Below are 19,112 nucleotides of genomic sequence, written 5' to 3'. Positions count from 1 at the left end.
GAAAAAACGCCTTACAATAAGGCGTTTTTTCTATTTTCTGCGTATTGATAATATCGCTTTAATGAAATTTTTGATTTGAATCCAGCGAGTTTTATAATTTCTGATTCAGGAGTTTCTTTTTTTATTAAGTTTAAAATATAGGTGTTACGAAAATGTTGTCCTGAAATTCCTTTACGTAAATTGGCTCTAGCCACTTCGAGGCGAATCATTTTTTGTATAGCAATTTCCGTTAATGCCTTTGGTGCATCATTTTCATATACCCACCTGTATGTTCCACGGTTAAAATCGAATGCGACAAATAATGGATCATCACTATGGTATTTAGGACGAACTGGTTCCGGGATGCTTTTGTAATAATTATATAGTTGTTTTTTGTCTTCTTTTGCTAATGTAATTGTTCTTTCTACACCTGCGGTTGCTGGGATTGATAATGTGTTAGTTTCAAAGTGAACGTGATGCATTGTTAATGCTGTAAGTTCTTGTAAGGATAAACCGTAGTCAATCAATAGATTTAAAATAGCAATATTGCGATCCATTAATAAGGGGCGCACAGGAAGTTGTTTTTCTGAAAGTCCTTCTAATGAAGTGACTATATACTTTAACCTTTTTTCTTCATCAGGTGAAATGAAATCTTCGTTACGAAGTGTACGGTCTGGTTGAATAGATATCTCCATATTTTTCAATGGATTAGGAATGTTTAGAAAATGATGCATTCTATTTAGTACAATAAATACACGATGCATCGTTTTTTCTGAGTAATGTCGATTCGTTTTTAAATCGGAAAAGTAATCTTCGTAGTCTTTTGTACAAAGTGTAGCCCATATATTACTGGAAGGGAGCTTTTTGTTTTTTTCTAACCAATGTCCGAAGTCTTCAACGTCATAAACATAACGTTTAATAGTTGAGGGTTTTCGGCCTTTATTCAATAAAAAAATAGAAAAGGCTTGTATTGTATCATGGAATTCCGTTGTCTCCATAGTCCCACCACCTTAATTATTTCTTATATTATAGCAAACTTTTCTGAAAATAGGCATTTACAAGGGGGACAGGAATAATAATATTTGGTGAGTGGATAAAATGAGGTGATTGTATGGAACAATCGATGCGAAAGAAAAACAATAATCAAATTAATATTGTGTTAAACCATCGAAAGAAAATTTCTTTGCCAGCCGCAGAAAATAAAACGGTAATTTCAAATGAAACTACAATTAAACATGAAATGCTGCAGAGAATTGAAGAAGAGATGGGGAAGCTTGTTGGGATGGATGATATAAAAAAGATAATAAAAGAAATATATGCTTGGATTTATGTGAATAAAAAAAGACAAGAGAAGGGATTGAAGTCAGAGAAGCAAGTACTTCATATGCTGTTTAAAGGGAATCCAGGTACAGGGAAGACAACAGTTGCTAGAATGATAGGAAAATTGCTGTTTGAGATGAATATTCTATCGAAAGGCCACTTGGTTGAAGCTGAACGTGCTGATCTTGTAGGAGAGTACATCGGCCATACAGCCCAAAAAACAAGAGACTTAATAAAAAAAGCAATGGGAGGTATTTTGTTTATTGATGAGGCGTATTCTTTAGCTCGAGGAGGAGAGAAGGACTTTGGAAAAGAAGCAATTGATACGCTTGTAAAACATATGGAAGATAAACAACATGGTTTTGTATTGATTTTAGCTGGATATTCAAGAGAGATGAATCACTTTCTTTCATTAAATCCAGGGCTGCAATCTCGTTTTCCATTTATTATTGAATTTGCGGATTACTCGGTAAATCAGTTGTTGGAAATTGGGAAAAGAATGTATGAAGAGCGTGAATATCAGTTATCGAAAGAGGCTGAATGGAAATTTAGGGATCATTTACATGCTGTAAAGTATTCGTCGCAAATTACATCGTTTAGTAATGGGCGGTATGTACGGAATATTGTTGAAAAATCAATTCGTACACAGGCGATGCGGTTGTTGCAAGAAGATGCCTATGATAAAAATGATTTAATTGGAATATCGAGCATGGATTTGATGCTCGAAGAGGAGACGCACAGTACATAAACTGTGCGTCGATTTTTGTGTATAAGTTCGTTTACTCTTTTTTTGCTTTTTCTTGGTGTGCTTTATGGAAGTGTTCCATTTTAGCGCTCTTTTCGTGTGCTGAATTAGGATCGTGCCCGAATTGATTTACTGAGCTTTTTTGAGCTCCTTTATTAACGTGGTTTGTCATTTGTATTCACCTCACTTTAAAAATTAGTATAAACATTATATAAAGAAAAAATCGTTAGAAAAGAAAAACCTCTTTACGATATGCAAAGAGGTTAGATTGCTATTTATGCATTGAACGTTCTTTCGTTTCGATACGTCTGTGTGGTAAATGCCATTTGTAATGAATAGAAACCATGCGGAAGCAAACAATTAAAATGAATAAAATGTAAAGAGCCCAATCGCTAACAATAATTTGAGCGCCAATTAAGAAACCTGCTAAAATTGTCCAAAAGGCATATACTTCAGCTCGAAGAACGAGAGGTTTTCTGCGGGCTAAAAGATCGCGAATGATACCGCCGCCGATACCAGTTAAAACAGCTGCTACAATTGTGGCGCTAATTGGTAAATTTAATTTTTGGGCATATAATGCTCCTTGTACAGCAAATGCTGATAAGCCGATAGCGTCAGTGATATTTTCCCACTTTTTCCAATGTCTAATTAACTTATTTGGAAAAAGAAAAATAATAGTCATTGATAAAAGTGCGATTTGGAATAACATGTCTTGTTGCCAAAATGCGACAATCGGATAACCGATTAATAAATTACGAAGGGCACCTCCCCCAAATGCGGTTGCCATTCCTAAAATATACACCCCGAAAATATCATAATCCTCTTCCATTGCAACAATGGCTCCGCTTAGTGCGAAAGCGATTGTGCCTATGATGCTAAAAATCTCCCATGCCATGAATTTTCTCCCCCGCTAACTAGATGAAATGTGCTTCCTCTGCTATTATATTAGAAGGTTTAAATTTCGAAAAGGATGAGTGAACATATTTGATGGAAGAAAAAGAAAAAGTCATATTAGTAGGCTGTCAATTGCCACAAGATGATGATGAAAAATTTATGCATTCCATGAAAGAGCTTGCATCACTAGCGAAGACTGCACGAGCAGAATTGTTAGTGTCAACAACGCAAAAACGACCAAAGTTTCATCCGGCAACTTACATAGGTAAAGGGAAATTAGAAGAGCTTACAATGTTAACTGAAGAATTAGAGCCGGATGTTATTGTATTTAATAATGAATTAACGCCGAGTCAAATTCGGAATTTATCCTCAGTATTAAATGCGAGAGTAATTGATCGAACGCAACTAATACTGGATATTTTTGCGCAACGTGCGAAGTCGAGGGAAGGTAAGCTTCAAGTAGAATTAGCTCAGTTGCAATATACAATGCCGCGTCTTATGGGGCAGGGATTGTCCTTATCGCGTCTTGGTGGTGGTATTGGAACGAGAGGACCGGGTGAGACGAAATTAGAGACGGATCGTCGTCATATTCGATCCCGTATTGATGAAATAAAGAAACAACTTGCAGTTGTTGTGGAACATCGAAAAAGATATCGTGAGAGAAGAAAAGATAATAAAGTATTTCAAGTTTCGTTAATAGGGTATACAAATGCAGGGAAATCGACACTGTTTAATAGATTAACGGAAGCTGATACGTTTGAAGAAAACCTTCTGTTTGCAACATTAGACCCAACGACGAGGAAGATGCCGTTACCTTCTGGTTATACAGTATTACTAACTGATACTGTTGGTTTTATACAAGATTTACCCACTTCATTAATCGCTGCTTTTCGTTCGACACTGGAAGAAGCGGGGGAAGCAGATGTCATTTTACATGTAGTTGATTCCGCGGATTCTAACTACATAGGGCATGAAAAAACAGTAAAACGATTATTATCAGAACTTGAAATTAACCATATTCCTATTATTACGTTATATAATAAAAAAGATGAATTACATCAAAACTTTATTCCGTTTCCGAAAAGTGATTTCTTAATGACTAGTGCTTTTGAAGAAAGTGATTTATTGCGTATAAAAGAAGCGATAGAAACGAAGATGAAGAAAGAAATGGATTGTTATCGAGTGGAAATCCCTCCGAGTGAAGGTAAGTTGTTAACGCTTTTAAAGACGGAAACTCTATTAGCAAAGATGGAGTTTCTAGAAGATAAATTTGTATATGATTGTGCAGGGTATATTTTTACTCATTCATCGCTTAATGTGCAATTAAAGAGATTTTTAGTGGAAGAAGGAGAAAATAAAAATGTTTGATCGTTTGAAAAATGGAGAAAAAATTGCTCCAATTGTAAAAGAAGTAGAGAGTCAGATTACAGAAGTACATAAACGTGCGGATGAAGTGATTGAAAGCAATCAGTTTCGTGTATTAGAAAGTTTTCGGAAACATAAAATTAGTGACTCGCATTTTATCCCGACAACAGGTTATGGTTATGATGATATTGGCCGTGATACGTTAGAAAAAGTGTATGCTGATGTATTTGGGGCGGAAGCTGGACTTGTTCGTCCGCAAATTATTTCAGGTACTCACGCTATCTCTACAGCGTTATTTGGTATTTTACGCCCGGGAGATGAGTTATTATATATCACTGGGAAACCGTATGATACGTTAGAGGAAATTGTTGGTGTGCGTGGGAAAGGTGTAGGTTCATTTAAAGAATATAATATCGGTTACAATGCAGTTCCGCTAACTAGTGCTGGGCTTGTTGATTTTGAGGCTGTTGCAGCGGCGATTCATAATAATACGAAAATGATCGGTATTCAGCGTTCGAAAGGTTATGCTACTCGTCCATCGTTTACTATTTCTCAAATTAAAGAGATGATCGCGTTTGTTAAAGAAATTAAACCTGATGTTGTTGTGTTTGTAGATAACTGTTATGGCGAGTTTATTGAAGAGCAAGAGCCATGTCATGTTGGTGCAGATTTAATGGCGGGTTCACTTATTAAAAACCCGGGCGGCGGAATTGTTAAAACTGGCGGTTATATTGTCGGGAAAGAACAGTATGTTGAAGCGTGTGCATATCGTTTAACATCTCCGGGAATTGGTGCGGAAGCTGGAGCGTCTTTATACAGTCTGCAAGAAATGTATCAAGGGTTCTTCTTAGCGCCACATGTTGCAGGACAAGCGCTGAAAGGTGCAATTTTTACAGCTGCGTTTTTAGAAAAGTTAGGAATGAACACGTCACCAGCGTGGAATGCGCCAAGAACAGACTTAATTCAATCGGTTCAATTTGATGATAAAGACCGTATGATTGCCTTCTGCCAAGCGATTCAATATGCATCTCCAATTAATTCGCATTTTACTCCGTATGCAAACTATATGCCAGGTTATGAAGATGATGTAATCATGGCGGCGGGAACGTTTATTCAAGGTGCAAGTATTGAATTGTCTGCTGATGGTCCAATTAGACCACCGTATGTTGCGTATGTGCAAGGTGGCTTAACGTATTCGCATGTTAAAATTGCGATTTGTTCTGCGATTGACGAATTGATTGAAAAGAATTTATTAATAATTTCTTAATGGGAAGCTGTCGATTTTGGCAGCTTTTTTCGTATAAAAGTAATGATTTATGCGATTAGAAAAAAGAATGAAAAAATTCGTAAAAAAAATTATAAAAAATCATGTGAGAAAAGCTAACATCTATTGACACTAAACATAACATGGTATAAAATGAGAAGCAGTTAAGGCGAAGGAGGAACTGAAAAATGAAAGAAGATAGACGTTCTGCCCCGCTGTTTCCTATTGGTATTGTTATGGATTTAACACAATTGTCTGCACGTCAAATTCGCTACTATGAAGAGCATAATCTTGTTTCTCCAACCCGTACAAAGGGGAATCGTAGATTATTTTCATTTAACGATGTAGATAAGTTGTTAGAAATTAAAGATTTGTTAGATCAAGGCCTGAATATGGCTGGTATTAAACAAGTGTTACTAATGAAAGAAAATCAAACAGAAGCAGTGAAAGTAAAAGAAGAAACGAAAGAAATTTCAAAAACTGAGCTTCGCAAAATACTTCGAGATGAACTACAACATACAGGTAGATTCAATCGAACTTCATTGCGACAAGGTGACATTTCAAGATTTTTTCACTAAAGATAACTGATTCTGAAGGCGATTAGAGGGACTAAGGAGGAATTTATAATGTCTAGATACACAAAAGAAGATATTTTCCGTTTGGCGAAAGAAGAGAATGTAAAGTATATCCGTTTACAATTTACGGACCTTTTAGGGGTAATTAAAAACGTAGAGATTCCAGTGAGACAATTAACGAAAGCTCTTGATAACAAAATGATGTTTGATGGATCTTCGATTGAAGGTTTCGTACGTATTGAAGAGTCTGATATGTATTTATATCCTGATTTAGACACTTGGGTAATTTTCCCTTGGACAGCTGAAAAAGGTAAAGTAGCTCGACTAATCTGTGATATTTACAATGCAGATGGCACTCCATTTGATGGAGACCCACGTAACAACTTAAAACGTGTGTTAAAAGAAATGGAAGCTTTAGGATTTTCAGACTTCAATCTTGGACCAGAGCCAGAATTCTTCCTATTTAAGGTTGATGAAAAAGGAAATCCAACATTAGAACTAAACGATAACGGTGGATACTTCGACCTTGCGCCGATGGATCTAGGGGAAAACTGTCGTCGTGATATCGTTCTTGAACTTGAAGAAATGGGATTTGAAATTGAAGCATCTCACCATGAGGTTGCTCCAGGACAGCACGAAATTGACTTTAAATATGCAAATGCAATTCGCTCATGTGATGACATTCAAACATTCAAACTTGTTGTAAAAACAATTGCTCGTAAACATGGTTTACACGCAACGTTTATGCCAAAACCACTATATGGTGTGAACGGTTCAGGTATGCACTGTAACTTATCATTATTTAAAAATGGTGAGAACGTATTCTTTGATGCAAACGGTGACTTACAATTAAGTGATGATGCTCGTCACTTCATCGCAGGTATTTTAAAACATGCACCAGCATTTACAGCGATAGCAAACCCAACTGTAAACTCATATAAACGTCTAGTACCTGGATATGAAGCGCCTTGTTACGTAGCATGGTCTGCACAAAACCGTAGTCCGTTAGTACGTATCCCTGCATCTCGTGGTATTAGTACACGCGTAGAAGTGCGTAGTGTTGACCCAGCTGCAAACCCATATTTAGTAATGGCTACATTATTAGCTGCAGGTCTTGATGGAATTAAAAACAAATTAACTCCACCAGCAGCAGTAGATCGTAACATCTATGTAATGACAAAAGAAGAGCGCGAAGAAGCAGGTATCGTTGACTTACCAGCAACATTAGCGCAAGCATTAGTTACATTACAATCTAATGAAGTAGTATGCGGTGCACTAGGAGAACACTTACTTGAGCACTTCATCGAAGCGAAAGAGATTGAGTGGGATATCTTTAGAACACAAGTTCACCAATGGGAACGCGATCAATATATGTCTCTATACTAAGAGGCTTGAACCCTTGATACAACTAGTATCAAGGGTTTTTTAATTCCCTATTATTACAATTTTATGTGGTTGCAAAATGAAAAACAACCACATAAAAGCCAATAATTAATAACAAGTAGTGATATCATAGAAAAACATTATCAGATAAACGTAAGTTTTATATAATTTATGAACTAAAAAAGCCTTGATACTACGGTATCAGGGCTTTTTTAGTGAAGTTATTGGATATATTAACTACTAGATAATGGATTGTTTTTGGTTATTTTGAATCATGTTACTAAGAAAATCTTTTCAAAAGAATTGATTTTATCTTTTTTAAATCACTTGTGCTATAACTTAATAATTCTTTACTGCCTGTACAACGCGAGCGATGATTTTTATGTCCTCATCTGCAAGGCTATAAGTTTGTGGCTTGTGAATCAGATTATCACTCAATGATATTAACGTAATGATGCTTAGTTATAACGCAGTCTTATTCAGGATTTCGTTAGTTCATTTTCTAAATTTAGGGAATAAATATAGTTTAGTACCTTGCAATAAACAATACTAAGTGGTATATTATGGATAAAACAGGTACCGTGTATTGAACAGTACTAAGATAGGAAAGGAGGATGGCACTTGAACGTTCAATTTAAAAAAGGTGTGCTTGAACTTTGTGTATTAGCACTTGTAAAACGTAAAGATAGTTACGGTTATGAACTTGTTCAGCAAATTTCTAATAAATTTTTAATATCGGAAGGATCAGTATACCCTTTATTACGTCGTTTGACGAAAGAAGGGTATTTTCAAACGTATTTAAAGGAATCTACGGAAGGGCCACCTCGTAAATATTATCAATTAACAGAGCAAGGGGAGACGCAATTTCATTTGTTAGTAACAGAATGGCGTGATTTTGCGAAAGGGGTACAAGAAATTGTTGAAGGGGTGGAATGGGATGAGTAAAGAAGGGTTTCTTAAAGAATTATCAAGTTATCTTAGAAAGTTACCAGAGGAAGAGAGGCAAGATATTTTATTGGATTATGAAGAGCACTTTCAGTTTGGACTAGAAGAGGGGAAAACTGAATCGGAAATAATACAGGGCCTTGGTTCTCCGAAAGTAATCGCGAAAGAATTACTTGCGATGTATCGCTTCGATGAAATGAAAAAAAATCCATCGACTTCAAATGTGACAAGAGCTGTTATGGCAGCGATTGGACTTAGTTTGTTTAATTTTATTATTGTGTTAGGCCCGTTAGTCGCAATTATTGCTTTTATATTTTCTTTTTGGATCGGTGGTATTGCTAGTGTAGTAACACCATTTTTCGTTATTGGAAAAGTATTTATGGGTACTTTTATATGGTTGGATCTTTTCGTTAGTATAACGTTTGTTGGGGTAGGTTTATTTTTATGTATTATCGCTTTTTATAGTACAAAGTGGTTTAAGAGATTGTGTGTACGATATGTAATATGGAACTTCAAAATGATAAAAGGAGAGTAAATGATGAAAAAACTATTTTTAATCGCTATCGCTTGTATCATTATTGGAGTAATAGGAATTTCCCAAACATATGAAAAAGCAGTACAAACTGCTGAAAAAGGCGATAAAGAAAATGTAATTAAAAACGAAACATTAAAAAATATAGAAGTTAAGTTAGATGCCGGGGATATTATTGTCCAAAAATCTCCTGACTCTTCTTTTTATGTAAAGCAATCGGGAGATGTACGTAAACAAGAGATTCGTATCGCAGAAGATGGTGACACATTAAAAATTATTGGGGAAAGAGAAAAAGGTGCTTCATTTGATTTTTCTTTTTACGATTTTAGGTTTCAAACGTCTAAATTGACTCTCCTTGTGCCCGAACGCTCTTACCAAGATGTAAAAGTAAATTCATCTGCTGGACAAATCGAAATGAGTGATGTGAAAAGTGATAGCGTAAGTGTTAGGACACTTGCTGGAGAAGTAGAGTTGAAACAAGTAACGGCTAAGAATGTGGAGGGATCGACAAAAGCTGGTGAGGTGAACTTTAAGAAGGTATTAGGGAAAGTGACCGCAAAAACAACAAGTGGGGAAATAAATATTCAAGATCATGATTCTAAGTATAATCTAGAAGCAAGTTCAACTGCGGGAGATATAGATATTACTTTATCGGAAAAACCACAAGATGCGGTAATTACTGGGCAAAGTGCTGCTGGAGATGTAACAATTTTTAATGAAGAAAATAAAAATGTAACAATTGGAAATGGTAGTAAAAAGATTAGCGGTAAAACGGCTGCGGGAGATGTGACGATTGAAACTCGTTAATAAGAAATAGAATGCATGGAAATCTATCAAAATACAAAAAGAAGATAATTACCGTATATAAATAAGGTAATTATCTTCTTTTTGTTATTTTTAATGTAAATCACGATATACGCCAATTACTTTCCCGATAACTGACACTTGTTTTAAAATGATAGGTTCTAATGAAGAGTTTTCTGGTTGTAGACGGAAATGGTCTTTTTCTTTATAGAAACGTTTAACTGTTGCTTCGTTATCCTCTGTTAAAGCGACTACAATTTCACCATTATATGCAGACTGCTGTTGGCGAACAACAACTAAATCTCCATCGAAAATACCAGCTTCAATCATACTATCTCCAGAAATACGTAACATGAACACTTGGTCTGCTCCAGCAACAATACTAGCTGGAAGTGGGAAATGTTCTTCTACGCTTTCGACCGCTGTAATTGGTAAACCAGCAGTGACTTTTCCGACAATTGGAACTTGAATAACAGATTGTGTTTCCGTATCCATTCGGTCTTCACCTAAAATTTCAATGGCACGTGGTTTTGTTGGATCGCGTCGAATGTATCCTTTTTCTTCTAATCGTGATAAATGTCCGTGCACTGTAGAACTAGAAGCGAGGCCGACTGCTTGACCAATTTCACGTACGGAAGGTGGATATCCTTTTTCTTGTACTTTTAGCTTAATAAAGTCGAGAATGTCTTGCTGGCGTTTCGTTAACTTTTCCATGTTTTCTAACACCTCGTTTTCTTTCATTTTTCTTATTAATAAGTATAACATGTGAAAAAACATTCTACAAACATAAGTTCGAACAAATGGCGGATTTATGTTACACTATAGGGAAATAATAGGGAGAAAGAGGGGTTCAAAATGAATGCAATTATTTATGCACGTGTGAGTACAACGAAAGAAGCGCAAGAAACATCATTATTACGTCAAAAAGATGAATTATTGCATTTAGCTGAGCGCTATCAAATGAATGTTACTAAGGTGATTGAAGAGCAGGCTAGTGGATATACAATTGAACGTGACGGTATATTAGAGGTGTTGGATACAATTCGAGACGAACAAATTGATGTGTTACTTATACAAGATGAAACGCGTCTTGGTAGAGGAAATGCGAAGATCGCGTTAATGCATTGTTTACATAAAGAAGGCATAAAAGTATATACGCATACACATAATGGTGAATTACAATTGTCGGATTCTGATTCAATGGTATTAGATATTATTGGTATTGTTGAAGAATATCAAAGAAAGATTCATAATTTGAAAATTAAACGAGGTATGCAACGTGCAGTAGAAAAAGGTTATCGTCCAGAAAAAAATTTAAAAAATCGTCATTTAAGTGTAGGAAGAGAGAAAAAAGAAGTGCCAATTGAGGAAATTGTACGTTTGCGAAAAAGTGAACTCACGTTTGAAGAAATTGCAGCAACATTACGTGGATTTGGTCATAATGTTTCAAAGGCGACTGTACATCGTAGATATGTAGAGTATACGAAGCAATTGCTTGATAAAGAAGAGTAACTATTGTATGATAATAATCAGTTTTGATTAGAAGGGGGATTCGAGATGATTAATCACGAACTCGTTGAACGCATTAACTTCTTAGCGAAAAAAGCAAAAGCTGAAGGTTTAACTGAAGAAGAGCAACGTGAGCGTCAATCGCTACGTGAACAATATTTAAAAGGATTTCGTCAAAATATGTTAAACGAACTTAAAGGTATTAAAGTTGTTAACGAAGAAGGTACAGATGTTACACCGACGAAATTAAAAGCTTTAAAAAAGCAAGATAATGCAAAATTAAATTAAAAGATGGGCGAAGCCCATCTTTTTTATATGTAAAAATCGTTATTTAATAACTTTCCAGTTGTTATTAACTGTTGCTTCTATCGTTTTATGTTCCAATATATAATTAGCGATAAGTTCAGACATATCTGTGGGTATATCTTTTACTACCGGTTTGTTTTGAAACATAAAGAAATTTCCCCCGCCACTTGCACGATAATTATTCATTACAACGTCATATTCTTCATTCATATTAAGAGGAGCACTGTTATGCTGTAAAGATTCTACTCTTTCACCAATTGGTTTTGAAATGTTTAATACGTATGAAATCCCTTCCCACATATCATAATTATAATGTTGTGGCTTTGGTTCTATGTAGGTAGGACTTACGGTGATGGATCCATCTGTTTTTAATGTGAAATAAGAAGCAGAGAGTTCAAGAGCATTTTTTATATCCGCTCCAGTTATTCTAATTACTTTTAATGTGTTTGGATAAATATAATTAGAAACGATGTCACGCATTGTTACATGTTCCGGGAAACCTGGAGATGTATTATGGAACAAACTTGTACAAGAAATTGATACATTAGCTATATCCATCTGTATTTTATTTATGAATTCGATAAAAGGATGATCATGCAAACGAGTTTGCATAGCATCTGAAATTTGCATATCCCCCTGAATGATTCCAATAGGTTGATCAAGCCACTTTTGTGTTTTCTCTTCGTAATCGGCTACCAATGAAAGTACATCTTGGTCAGCCTCAACTCCTTGTACAGATAATAATTCAGAAGAACTCTCTTTTTTAACCCATTTATGTTTTGTTTTTTTGAATGTTATTTTTACTTTTCCAACTGAGTTTCCATTACATCCGGTCTGTAAAATTGTTACACCGTTAGCCATTGTGTGAGCAATTTCCCGGTGTTGGTGACCTGTTAATAAAATATCTATGTCTTCAATTTCATGGCACATTGCATATCCTTGGTTTTCTCCTGTTAAAACTTCAGTCGGTACCCCGGTTTGTAAATCTCGTTCAACTCCCCCGTGATACGCTACGACTAGTAAATCTGGTTTCTCATGTTTGCGAATGTAAGAAACCCACTTTTTCGTTGTTTCTAATGCATCTTCAAATTGTAAGTCTTTAATGTGATGGGGTTGTTCCCAATTGGTAATGTAGTGCGTTGTCACCCCTAAAATAGCGATTTTTATATTGGATTCAATCTGTTTGATTATATAAGGTTTTCCGAAATAAGGTTTCTTTATGTTTTTATCTAAAATGTTTGCTGATAGGTACGGGAAGTTCGCAGTAGTCACAGCGTTATTTAATATACCCATCCCGTAATTAAACTCATGATTGCCGATAATTGCAGCGTCATACTGTAAGTAATTCGCTAATAAGGACATTGGGTTTTTTTTGTTTTTTTCGTATGTAACATAATGATAAGTAAATGGTGTTCCTTGAATAAAGTCGCCATTATCAATTAAAAGAACGTTTGTATTTTGGGAACGTTCTTTTTTTATAAGAGTAGAAATTTTAGCTAAACCAAGTTCTGCTGGGGAGTTATCTTGGTAGTGAATAGGATAAACAGTGCCATGTATATCGCTTGTTAATAAGATGTTTAAAGTTACAGTTTGATTTTGTTCCAATATGACTCACCTTTTCTATTGTTATCTTCCAATTCATCATATCAAATATGTGAAGAGAATTTTAATGTGAGTGTATAGAATGTGTAAAGATTCTGTAAATAATCAATTATTTGTAAAAATATGTGATATATTTCTTCATGTTTATGAAAGGTTATTTTATAACAATGAAAAATGGAGGCATTAATATGTTGAAAAAAGTTTTTGCAATGAGCACAACAGTTGTACTAGCAGCGGGATTATTAAGTGGCTGTGGAACGAAGGAATCAAGTGCAAGTAAAAATGAAGATACGAAAAAAGGGTATGTACCGAAGACTTTAAATGTTCAATTTGTTCCTTCTCAAAATGCAGATACGTTAGAGGCGAAGGCAAAACCGCTTGAGAAGCTATTAAGTGATAAGTTAAATATTCCAGTAAAAGTTAGTATTTCAACGAACTACAATACAATTGTAGAAGCGATGGCATCTAAACAAGTAGATGTAGGATTTTTACCGCCAACAGCGTACGTATTAGCACATGAAAAGAAGGCTGCAAATGTAATTTTACAAGCACAACGTTTTGGAGTAGAGGATGAAACAGGAGCTCCTACAAAAGATTTAGTAGATTATTATAAATCTGAGTTTGTTGTTAAAAAAGACTCTAATATAAATAGTGTAAAAGATTTAAAAGGTAAAAAGATTGGTTATCAAGATGTAACATCATCAGCAGGGTATGTATGGCCTGCAGCTGTTCTATTAAAAGAGGGAATTGATCCGTTAAAAGATGTGAAACCTGTTACATTAAAAGGTCACGATCAGTCGCTTATTGCTCTTTTAAATGGTGACGTAGATGCAGCTGTTGTATTCCAAGATGCTCGTAATATTGTAAAAAAAGATTATCCGAATATATTCGAGCAAACGAAAATAGTGAAATTTACGGAGAAAATTCCAAACGATACGATTTCGGTACGTTCTGATTTAGATGAAGAGTGGAGCAAGAAATTACAGGATGCTTTCATTGAAATTGGAAAAAATGAGGAAGGTCACAAAATCATTAAAGAAGTATATTCACATGAAGGATATGTTAAATCTGATGATAGTAAATTTGACATCGTTCGTGAATATGGGAAGAAAGTAAAAACGCAATAATACATATGGAAATGGCAGCTAGCTGAAAGGGAATGTTTTCAGTTAGTTTGTCGTTTTGAATACATAGAAGGTAGGTAAGATGTGTGATAGAATTTCGAAATGTCTCCAAAGTGTATCCAAATGGTACAAAAGGATTGAATAATATAAACTTGAAAATTCAAAAAGGTGAGTTTGTTGTAATGGTAGGGCTGTCCGGAGCTGGAAAGTCTACACTTCTAAAATCGGTAAATCGTCTTCATGAGATTACAGAAGGCGAAATCATGATTGAATGTGAGTCTATTACTGCTGCAAAAGGAAAAGATTTACGACGTATGCGCCGGGATATTGGTATGATCTTTCAAAGTTTTAACCTTGTAAAGCGATCAACAGTATTGAAGAATGTATTAGCTGGCCGTGTTGGATATCATTCGACATTGCGTACAACGTTAGGTTTGTTTCCGAAAGAGGATGTGGAGCTCGCATTTCAAGCGTTAAAAAGAGTGAATATTTTAGAAAAAGCATATGCACGTGCTGATGAATTATCAGGAGGACAACAACAACGTGTATCGATAGCTAGAGCATTGGCGCAAGAAGCAAAAATCATATTGGCAGATGAACCTGTTGCGTCGTTAGATCCGCTAACAACAAAGCAAGTATTAGATGATTTAAAGAAAATTAATGAAGATTTTGGAATTACAACAATTGTAAACTTACATTCTATTGCTTTAGCTAGGCAATATGCGACGCGTATTATTGGATTACATGCAGGCGAAATTGTTTTTGATGGTTTAGTAGAAGCAGCAACGGATGAAAAGTTTGCTGAAATTTATGGTGACGTAGCACAGAAAAGTGAATTGTTAGAGGTGGCAGCTAAATGAATGATGTGACGATATATTCGAAGTCGATACCGAAGCCGCCGAGTAAGTTAAAACATATGTTAACGTTTATTCTATTCATTTTACTGTTGTGGGGAAGTAGTATACAGGTCGACGCATCATTTTCAAAGATAGTAGTTGGTTTTCCTAATATAATGGATTTGTTAAAAGAAATGGTGCCGCCAGATTGGAGTTATTTTCAAGTTATTACAACAGCAATGTTAGATACAATACGTATGGCGATTATTGGGACGACTTTAGGAGCGATTTTAGCTATTCCACTTGCACTGTTTGCGGCAAGTAATGTGTTTACTAGTACATTTTTATACAGTCCAGCTCGATTGATTTTAAATTTTATTCGAACGATACCAGATTTATTATTAGCGGCAATTTTCGTAGCTATTTTTGGAATAGGACCACTTCCGGGTATTTTAGCTCTTACTTTTTTCTCAATTGGGCTCGTGGCGAAATTGTTGTATGAATCAATTGAATCAATTGACCCTGGCCCACTAGAAGCGATGACAGCTGTAGGGGCTAATAAGGTGCAATGGATTGTTTATGGAGTCATTCCACAAGTAAAAGCACACTTTGTTTCCTATGTACTATATACATTTGAGGTGAATGTACGGGCAGCGGCTGTCCTAGGTTTAGTAGGAGCAGGTGGTATTGGACTATATTATGATCGTACACTTGGATTTTTACAATATCAACAAACTGCATCTATTATCATCTATACTCTTGTTGTTGTATTGGTAATTGATTATGTAAGTACATTGTTGCGGGAGAAATTATAATGAGTAAAACGACGATAATCGTACCAAAACCGAAGAAACCGAGTGTGTATCGCTCGTTTATTTTTATAGCACTTACATTTGTTTATATATGGGCTTTTTCAGGAGTACCGCTAGAGGGAATAAAGGAAACGGCGGGAGAAATTACAAAAGCAATTATGACAGGGATATTGACTCCAGACTGGTCGTATGTATCTTTGCCAGATGGTGAAGATTTATTACATGGATTAATTGATACGTTGGCAATTGCGATATTAGGTACATTTATTTCTGCATTTTTATCTGTTCCGTTTGCTTTTTGGGCGGCAACGAATATGAGTAGTGGAAAATTAACTTCAGGATTTGGGAAATTTGTACTTAGTTTTGTTCGTACGTTTCCTGAATTAGTTATGGCTCTTTTATTTATAAAAGCTGTTGGTCCAGGCTCTTTTGCAGGAGTATTAGCCTTAGGATTGCATTCTATTGGAATGTTAGGAAAACTATATTCAGAAGGAATTGAAAACATAGATAAAGGACCGACGCAAGCGTTACTAGCAACAGGAGCAAATCGTTTTCAAATACTTTGGTATGCGGTGTTACCGCAAGTGTTACCAGATTTTCTATCGTATACGTTATACAGATTTGAAATTAATGTACGATCCGCTGCGATTTTAGGAGTTATCGGAGCAGGAGGGATTGGTACACCTTTAATTTTTGCGCTGAGTTCACGGAATTGGTCTCGTGTTGGTATTATTTTATTAGGTATTATTTTAATGGTAATTATAATTGATTTGATTTCAAGCTCGATTCGGAAACGGATTGTTTAACTTATTTGAAAAGCATCGAAGTTAGATGCTTTTTTATGTTTTTAAAAACTTATTTAAAAAAGTAAGTGTAGAAGAAATTTGTATAAATATACAGATAATTCCCTTTCTTTTTAAAATAAAAATAATGAAAAAGTATGTCATATTGAATGCCCATACATTCCCGGATACATTGATTTTTTTATAAAAAATCAAAAAAATATCAACATATTTGTCGATACATGTTGTATAATCTTGCGTGGGAAGCTATCATATAAATGTATAAAACGTTTACTAATATAAGCGAAGGGAAGAATAGCATGTCACATTCAATCGAACAACTTTCTATCAACACGATTCGCACATTATCCATCGATGCGATTGAAAAAGCAAACTCTGGTCACCCAGGAATGCCAATGGGTGCAGCACCAATGGCTTATACATTATGGACTCAATTTATGAAACACAATCCAAATAACCCAACGTGGTTTAACCGTGATCGTTTCGTATTATCTGCAGGTCATGGTTCAATGTTATTATACAGCCTACTTCACCTATCTGGTTATGATGTAACAATGGATGACTTAAAGAACTTCCGTCAATGGGGAAGCAAAACTCCAGGACATCCTGAGTATGGTCATACAGCTGGTGTAGATGCAACGACTGGTCCACTTGGACAAGGTATTGCAACTGCTGTAGGTATGGCAATGGCTGAAAGACATTTAGCTGCTAAATATAACCGTGATGCGTATAATGTAGTAGATCATTATACATACGCTATTTGTGGTGATGGAGATTTAATGGAGGGCGTTTCTGCTGAAGCATCTTCATTAGCTGCTCATTTACAATTAGGTCGTCTTGTTGTGCTTTACGATTCAAACGATATTTCATTAGATGGCGATTTAAATCGTTCATTCTCTGAAAGTGTAGAAGATCGTTACAAAGCATACGGATGGCAAGTAATCCGTGTTGAGGATGGAAACGATATTGAAGCAATCGCGAAAGCAATTGAAGAAGCGAAAGCTGACGAAAAACGCCCAACGCTAATTGAAGTAAGAACGACAATTGGTTTCGGTTCTCCAAACAAATCAGGAAAATCAGCTTCACATGGTTCTCCACTTGGTGTAGAAGAAACAAAATTAACGAAAGAAGCATATGCTTGGACTGCTGAGCAAGACTTCCACGTAGCAGAAGAAGTATATGACAACTTCCGTAAAACAGTACAAGATGTTGGTGAAACTGCGCAAGCTGAGTGGAACACGATGCTAGGTGAATATGCACAAGCATACCCAGAATTAGCAAACGAATTCCAAGCAGCAATGAACGGTCAACTTCCAGAAGGTTGGGAGCAAAACTTACCAACTTATGAATTAGGATCAAAAGCAGCAACTCGTAATTCTTCTGGTGCTGTAATTAATGCAATTGCAGAGTCTGTACCATCATTCTTCGGTGGATCTGCTGACCTTGCTGGTTCTAACAAAACATACATGAATAACGAAAAAGACTTTACAAGAGATGATTACAGCGGTAAAAACATTTGGTACGGTGTACGTGAGTTCGCAATGGGTGCAGCAATGAACGGTATTGCACTACATGGTGGTTTAAAAACTTACGGTGGTACGTTCTTCGTATTCTCTGATTACTTACGTCCAGCAATTCGCCTTGCAGCATTAATGCAATTGCCAGTAACGTATGTATTCACACATGACAGTATCGCTGTTGGTGAAGATGGTCCAACACATGAACCAATCGAGCAATTAGCAGCGCTTCGTGCAATGCCAAACGTTTCTGTTATCCGTCCTGCTGATGGTAACGAATCTGTTGCAGCTTGGAGACTAGCTTTAGAATCTACAAACAAACCAACTGCTTTAGTATTAACTCGTCAAGACCTTCCAACATTAGAAGGTGCAAAAGATGATACGTATGAAAAAGTAGCAAAAGGTGCATATGTAGTTTCTGCAAGCAAGAAAGAAACGGCTGACGTAATCTTACTTGCAACTGGATCTGAAGTAAGCCTAGCTGTTGAAGCTCAAAAAGCATTAGCAGTAGACGGCGTTGACGCAGCTGTTGTCAGCATGCCATCTATGGATCGCTTCGAAGCTCAAACTGCAGAGTACAAAGAATCTGTATTACCAAAAGCAGTAACAAAACGTTTCGCAATCGAAATGGGTGCTACATTCGGATGGCACCGTTACGTAGGTCTTGAAGGAGATGTGTTAGGTATCGATACATTCGGTGCTTCTGCTCCTGGTGAGAAGATTATGGAAGAGTATGGATTTACTGTAGAGAACGTTGTTCGTAAAGTAAAAGAAATGCTTTAATCATTTCAGAAAAA

General features: G+C 35.9%; 20 protein-coding genes and 1 pseudogene. 15 read left to right on the top strand and 6 right to left on the bottom strand.

Features of this window, described 5'->3' with window-relative positions; genetic code table 11:
• Positions 1-11: 11 nt before the first annotated feature.
• Positions 12-977 carry a tyrosine-type recombinase/integrase gene (locus M1D73_RS18930; protein WP_000450326.1) on the bottom strand — a complete coding sequence of 322 codons (966 nt, stop codon included), beginning with the start codon at positions 975-977 and terminating at the stop codon, positions 12-14.
• Between the two features lie 113 nt (positions 978-1,090).
• Between M1D73_RS18930 and spoVK the strand changes: the two genes are divergently transcribed.
• Positions 1,091-2,047 carry a stage V sporulation protein K gene (spoVK, locus tag M1D73_RS18925; protein WP_000438178.1) on the top strand — a complete coding sequence of 319 codons (957 nt, stop codon included), beginning with the start codon at positions 1,091-1,093 and terminating at the stop codon, positions 2,045-2,047.
• 31 nt (positions 2,048-2,078) lie between these two features.
• On the opposite strand, the gene M1D73_RS18920 is transcribed toward spoVK, so the two are convergent.
• Positions 2,079-2,216 carry a hypothetical protein gene (locus tag M1D73_RS18920; protein WP_000181500.1) on the bottom strand — a complete coding sequence of 46 codons (138 nt, stop codon included), beginning with the start codon at positions 2,214-2,216 and terminating at the stop codon, positions 2,079-2,081.
• Positions 2,217-2,315: 99 nt separating this feature from the next.
• Positions 2,316-2,939, bottom strand: a complete 624-nt coding sequence (locus M1D73_RS18915) for a trimeric intracellular cation channel family protein (protein WP_000312267.1) — start codon at positions 2,937-2,939, stop codon at positions 2,316-2,318.
• A 92-nt stretch (positions 2,940-3,031) separates the two neighbouring features.
• Here M1D73_RS18915 and hflX point away from each other — a divergent pair, with 92 nt between their 5' ends.
• The 4 genes from hflX (at position 3,032) to glnA (ending at position 7,528) form a co-directional block, all read left to right on the top strand.
• Complete coding sequence (gene hflX / locus M1D73_RS18910) at positions 3,032-4,306, top strand: GTPase HflX (protein ID WP_000391408.1); 1,275 nt, start codon at positions 3,032-3,034, stop codon at positions 4,304-4,306.
• Entirely contained in the window at positions 4,299-5,570 is a 1,272-nt protein-coding gene (locus M1D73_RS18905; protein ID WP_000460304.1) for a methionine gamma-lyase family protein, read from the top strand. The genes hflX and M1D73_RS18905 overlap by 8 nt, the downstream gene beginning before the upstream one ends.
• 185 nt (positions 5,571-5,755) lie before the next feature.
• The gene (glnR, locus tag M1D73_RS18900) at positions 5,756-6,145 is read left to right on the top strand and encodes a transcriptional repressor GlnR (RefSeq protein WP_000656783.1); all 390 of its coding nucleotides are present in this window, start codon (positions 5,756-5,758) and stop codon (positions 6,143-6,145) included.
• Between the two features lie 48 nt (positions 6,146-6,193).
• Positions 6,194-7,528 carry a type I glutamate--ammonia ligase gene (gene glnA, locus M1D73_RS18895; RefSeq protein ID WP_000092763.1) on the top strand — a complete coding sequence of 445 codons (1,335 nt, stop codon included), beginning with the start codon at positions 6,194-6,196 and terminating at the stop codon, positions 7,526-7,528.
• Between the two features lie 336 nt (positions 7,529-7,864).
• Here glnA and M1D73_RS18890 read toward each other — a convergent pair.
• Positions 7,865-7,984, bottom strand: a pseudogene (locus M1D73_RS18890) (LexA family protein); the annotation flags it as partial.
• 162 nt (positions 7,985-8,146) lie between these two features.
• On the opposite strand from M1D73_RS18890, the gene M1D73_RS18885 reads away from it, so the two are divergent.
• From M1D73_RS18885 to M1D73_RS18875, 3 genes are read left to right on the top strand one after another with little or no spacing between them, the layout of a single operon-like run.
• Positions 8,147-8,470 carry a PadR family transcriptional regulator gene (locus M1D73_RS18885; RefSeq protein ID WP_001102629.1) on the top strand — a complete coding sequence of 108 codons (324 nt, stop codon included), beginning with the start codon at positions 8,147-8,149 and terminating at the stop codon, positions 8,468-8,470.
• Positions 8,463-9,005, top strand: coding sequence for a DUF1700 domain-containing protein (locus tag M1D73_RS18880; protein WP_000031382.1), 543 nt, complete (start codon positions 8,463-8,465; stop codon positions 9,003-9,005). The genes M1D73_RS18885 and M1D73_RS18880 overlap by 8 nt, the downstream gene beginning before the upstream one ends.
• Positions 9,006-9,809 (top strand): DUF4097 family beta strand repeat-containing protein, encoded by an 804-nt coding sequence (locus M1D73_RS18875; RefSeq protein WP_000976237.1) that lies wholly within the window; start codon positions 9,006-9,008, stop codon positions 9,807-9,809.
• A 90-nt stretch (positions 9,810-9,899) separates the two neighbouring features.
• Here M1D73_RS18875 and lexA read toward each other — a convergent pair whose 3' ends face one another.
• Positions 9,900-10,520: a transcriptional repressor LexA gene (gene lexA, locus M1D73_RS18870; protein WP_000413738.1), complete on the bottom strand. Its 621-nt coding sequence runs from the start codon at positions 10,518-10,520 to the stop codon at positions 9,900-9,902.
• 141 nt (positions 10,521-10,661) lie between these two features.
• On the opposite strand from lexA, the gene M1D73_RS18865 reads away from it, so the two are divergent.
• Positions 10,662-11,318 carry a YneB family resolvase-like protein gene (locus M1D73_RS18865; RefSeq protein WP_000991469.1) on the top strand — a complete coding sequence of 219 codons (657 nt, stop codon included), beginning with the start codon at positions 10,662-10,664 and terminating at the stop codon, positions 11,316-11,318.
• A gap of 45 nt (positions 11,319-11,363) precedes the next feature.
• On the top strand, positions 11,364-11,603 hold the full coding sequence (locus tag M1D73_RS18860) for a DUF896 domain-containing protein (protein ID WP_000607015.1): 240 nt from the start codon (positions 11,364-11,366) through the stop codon (positions 11,601-11,603).
• A 39-nt stretch (positions 11,604-11,642) separates the two neighbouring features.
• Here the strand turns inward: M1D73_RS18860 and M1D73_RS18855 are convergent, their stop codons facing one another.
• Positions 11,643-13,226 (bottom strand): bifunctional metallophosphatase/5'-nucleotidase, encoded by a 1,584-nt coding sequence (locus M1D73_RS18855; RefSeq protein WP_121868200.1) that lies wholly within the window; start codon positions 13,224-13,226, stop codon positions 11,643-11,645.
• Positions 13,227-13,411: 185 nt separating this feature from the next.
• Here M1D73_RS18855 and M1D73_RS18850 point away from each other — a divergent pair, with 185 nt between their 5' ends.
• From M1D73_RS18850 to tkt, 5 genes are all read left to right on the top strand, one after another.
• A complete protein-coding gene (locus M1D73_RS18850; RefSeq protein WP_000915065.1) occupies positions 13,412-14,350 on the top strand; it encodes a phosphate/phosphite/phosphonate ABC transporter substrate-binding protein in 939 nt (312 codons plus the stop codon).
• Positions 14,351-14,433: 83 nt separating this feature from the next.
• Positions 14,434-15,207, top strand: coding sequence for a phosphonate ABC transporter ATP-binding protein (phnC, locus tag M1D73_RS18845; RefSeq protein WP_000569244.1), 774 nt, complete (start codon positions 14,434-14,436; stop codon positions 15,205-15,207).
• Positions 15,204-15,998, top strand: coding sequence for a phosphonate ABC transporter, permease protein PhnE (gene phnE, locus M1D73_RS18840; RefSeq protein ID WP_001000760.1), 795 nt, complete (start codon positions 15,204-15,206; stop codon positions 15,996-15,998). Before phnC ends, phnE (M1D73_RS18840) begins: the two co-directional genes overlap by 4 nt.
• Positions 15,998-16,801, top strand: coding sequence for a phosphonate ABC transporter, permease protein PhnE (gene phnE / locus M1D73_RS18835; protein ID WP_121868201.1), 804 nt, complete (start codon positions 15,998-16,000; stop codon positions 16,799-16,801). Before phnE (M1D73_RS18840) ends, phnE (M1D73_RS18835) begins: the two co-directional genes overlap by 1 nt.
• Positions 16,802-17,097: 296 nt before the next feature.
• Positions 17,098-19,098, top strand: a complete 2,001-nt coding sequence (tkt, locus tag M1D73_RS18830; RefSeq protein ID WP_000019766.1) for a transketolase — start codon at positions 17,098-17,100, stop codon at positions 19,096-19,098.
• The last annotated feature ends 14 nt before the right edge of the window (positions 19,099-19,112 follow it).

The sequence above is a fragment of the Bacillus sp. PK3-067 genome (assembly GCF_056738645.1).
Note: the sequence above shows the minus strand (reverse complement) of the source record. Positions and strands in the feature narration are given on the sequence as shown.

Excerpts from the sequence above, each read along its gene's own strand:
- M1D73_RS18905 (WP_000460304.1), top strand. The coding sequence starts at position 4,299 with ATGTTTGATCGTTTGAAAAATGGAGAAAAAATTGCTCCAATTGTAAAA.
- phnE (WP_001000760.1), top strand. The coding sequence starts at position 15,204 with ATGAATGATGTGACGATATATTCGAAGTCGATACCGAAGCCGCCGAGT.
- glnR (WP_000656783.1), top strand. The coding sequence starts at position 5,756 with ATGAAAGAAGATAGACGTTCTGCCCCGCTGTTTCCTATTGGTATTGTT.
- M1D73_RS18865 (WP_000991469.1), top strand. The coding sequence starts at position 10,662 with ATGAATGCAATTATTTATGCACGTGTGAGTACAACGAAAGAAGCGCAA.
- lexA (WP_000413738.1), bottom strand. The coding sequence starts at position 10,520 with ATGGAAAAGTTAACGAAACGCCAGCAAGACATTCTCGACTTTATTAAG.
- phnE (WP_121868201.1), top strand. The coding sequence starts at position 15,998 with ATGAGTAAAACGACGATAATCGTACCAAAACCGAAGAAACCGAGTGTG.
- M1D73_RS18850 (WP_000915065.1), top strand. The coding sequence starts at position 13,412 with ATGTTGAAAAAAGTTTTTGCAATGAGCACAACAGTTGTACTAGCAGCG.
- M1D73_RS18915 (WP_000312267.1), bottom strand. The coding sequence starts at position 2,939 with ATGGCATGGGAGATTTTTAGCATCATAGGCACAATCGCTTTCGCACTA.
- M1D73_RS18880 (WP_000031382.1), top strand. The coding sequence starts at position 8,463 with ATGAGTAAAGAAGGGTTTCTTAAAGAATTATCAAGTTATCTTAGAAAG.
- spoVK (WP_000438178.1), top strand. The coding sequence starts at position 1,091 with ATGGAACAATCGATGCGAAAGAAAAACAATAATCAAATTAATATTGTG.
- M1D73_RS18875 (WP_000976237.1), top strand. The coding sequence starts at position 9,006 with ATGATGAAAAAACTATTTTTAATCGCTATCGCTTGTATCATTATTGGA.
- tkt (WP_000019766.1), top strand. The coding sequence starts at position 17,098 with ATGTCACATTCAATCGAACAACTTTCTATCAACACGATTCGCACATTA.
- hflX (WP_000391408.1), top strand. The coding sequence starts at position 3,032 with ATGGAAGAAAAAGAAAAAGTCATATTAGTAGGCTGTCAATTGCCACAA.
- M1D73_RS18860 (WP_000607015.1), top strand. The coding sequence starts at position 11,364 with ATGATTAATCACGAACTCGTTGAACGCATTAACTTCTTAGCGAAAAAA.
- M1D73_RS18930 (WP_000450326.1), bottom strand. The coding sequence starts at position 977 with ATGGAGACAACGGAATTCCATGATACAATACAAGCCTTTTCTATTTTT.
- M1D73_RS18920 (WP_000181500.1), bottom strand. The coding sequence starts at position 2,216 with ATGACAAACCACGTTAATAAAGGAGCTCAAAAAAGCTCAGTAAATCAA.
- glnA (WP_000092763.1), top strand. The coding sequence starts at position 6,194 with ATGTCTAGATACACAAAAGAAGATATTTTCCGTTTGGCGAAAGAAGAG.